The sequence below is a fragment of the Arthrobacter sp. MDT1-48-3 genome (assembly GCF_054511015.1).
The window spans coordinates 1-1969 of sequence record NZ_JBTNDL010000019.1; the positions used below are offsets into that span (position 1 = coordinate 1).

General features: G+C 62.7%; 3 protein-coding genes. 2 read left to right on the plus strand and 1 reads right to left on the minus strand.

The window, feature by feature from the left end; genetic code table 11:
• Positions 1-622, plus strand: a 622-nt coding sequence (locus tag ACX80L_RS17695; RefSeq protein WP_459291372.1) for a phospholipase D-like domain-containing protein, incomplete at its 5' end; no start/stop codon positions are given.
• A 177-nt stretch (positions 623-799) separates the two neighbouring features.
• Here ACX80L_RS17695 and ACX80L_RS17700 read toward each other — a convergent pair.
• Positions 800-976: a CsbD family protein gene (locus ACX80L_RS17700; protein WP_104121794.1), complete on the minus strand. Its 177-nt coding sequence runs from the start codon at positions 974-976 to the stop codon at positions 800-802.
• A gap of 458 nt (positions 977-1434) precedes the next feature.
• Here ACX80L_RS17700 and ACX80L_RS17705 point away from each other — a divergent pair.
• A partial coding sequence (locus tag ACX80L_RS17705; protein WP_459291374.1) for an undecaprenyl phosphate translocase family protein occupies positions 1435-1969 on the plus strand: 535 nt, incomplete at its 3' end.

The window sequence follows — 1969 nt, forward strand, 5'->3', positions numbered from 1 at the left end:
TGCCTTCGGTCAGGTATGGAACCACCTCGCGGTCAAACGTCCTGAACTGTCCCCACAGAACCCGGTGCACTGGAACTCGCGCATCGTGGCGATCAACAACATCCCCGCCGACCTGGTCTATCCGATTCGCAGCGTCTACCTCGATGCAATCAGCCGCGCCCAGCACCACATCTACCTGACGACCGCGTACTTCATCCCCGACCAGAGGATCCTCGCCGGCCTCGTCGAAGCAGCCCGCCGCGGTGTCGACGTCCAGATCATCGTCCCGCAGGACTCCAACCACATCCTCGCGGACTGGCTCTCGAGAGGCTTCTACTCCTCGCTCCTGGAAGCTGGCATCACCGTGCTGCAGTACCGCAACGCGATGATCCATGCCAAAACCGCGACGATCGACGGCCAATGGTCCATCGTCGGGACCGCGAACATCGACCGCCTCAGCCTGCGCTTCAACTACGAAACCAACCTTGAGATTCAGGACGAGGGCTTCGCCGCCGACATGGAGAAGATTTTCGCGATCGACCGGGACAACTCCACCAGAGTGGAACTCGAGGAGTGGACCAAGCGTCACCCCGCAGCCCGCTTCGCCGAAACCGTCCTCGTACCCCTGCGGCCCCTCCTCTAAGCCCTCCCCATGCCCGACTCTTCCGTAGGGCGGTTGCAAGTGACAGCTGGCCCGAGGAGCCAAGCCACCGGCGAAGACCAAACCACTTCGCTGAAAGCCCGGACGCCAGAGGGGAGCTCTCCACGAAGGAGTGCTCCCCTCACGTCACACGCTCACGTGCCGACGCCGGTAAGACAATCAGTCTTTCTTAAAGACGTCCTTGATCTTTTCGCCGGCCTGCTTGAGGTCACCCTTGGCCTGGTCGCCCTGACCCTCGGCCTTGAGGCTTTCGTCGCCGGTCGCGTGACCGGCGGCTTCCTTGCCCTGTCCGCCGAGCTTCTGCGCGGCGTTGCTGATCTTGTCATCCAGACCCATGGTCATTCTCCTTCTGATCGGCATGCTTGATGGTGCGGTCGGAAGGTGACCGACTGCTCCTGATCCTAGGAGAGATTCCTGAAGGCGTTGCGGACGCCCTCGGGAGAATCTGACTCGTGCTACGGACGTGGTGGACGACACACGAAAGGGCCGGTTTGGTCACGGGCAGTCATCGATTCTGCATCGGACCTATCTCGAACCACCCCGTGGGCGGGAATGACTGCAACCGGATCGTTAGCGTTAAAACGGTGATTTCTTCCTCCCCGCAACCTCATGGCCCACCAACCCGCGCTGATGCTCCACGAAACCAGACCCTGAACGCCCCTTCCACCACTTCAGCTACCACTTCACTCGCTGCTTCCGGAGTGATCGTGACTGGTTTCGCTCATGCCGTTCGCGGCGCGTTGATCGGGCTTGTCGAACTGGTCCCGGGCGTTTCCGGCGGCACAGTCGCTCTCGTGCTCGGGATCTACGACCGACTCGTCCTCTCGGCGCACCACCTCCTGCGCGGCATCACTGGGCTCCTCCCCCGCAGGGTCGTGAAAAGCACAACAAGCACGACCACCACCAGGACGACATCCAGTACGAACAGTACGAAGCGTCGCACCCGAACCAGTGCTCCGGCCTCATTTGCAGGCGTGGAATGGTTGCTGATCCTCCCGCTGATCGTGGGCATGTTCGCCGCGTTGTTCACCCTCGCGACACCCTTACACACGTTCGTGGAGACACAGCCCGTGGTCTCGAGCGCCCTGTTCCTGGGCATGGTGACCGCGAGTCTGCTGGTCCCGATCAGTATGGCCCGGGACACCACACCCCCACTCTCGACCCGACCGGCCCGATCACGCCTGATCGCACCGGTCGTCATCCTCGGGGTCGCTGCTCTGGCGTTCGTCGTGCTCGGGCTGCCCACCCTCGCCATCGGACAACCGCCGGCGTGGGTCATCGTCCTCAGCGGCGCCGCTGCAGTTTGCGCTCTGGCCCTTCCCGGCCTGT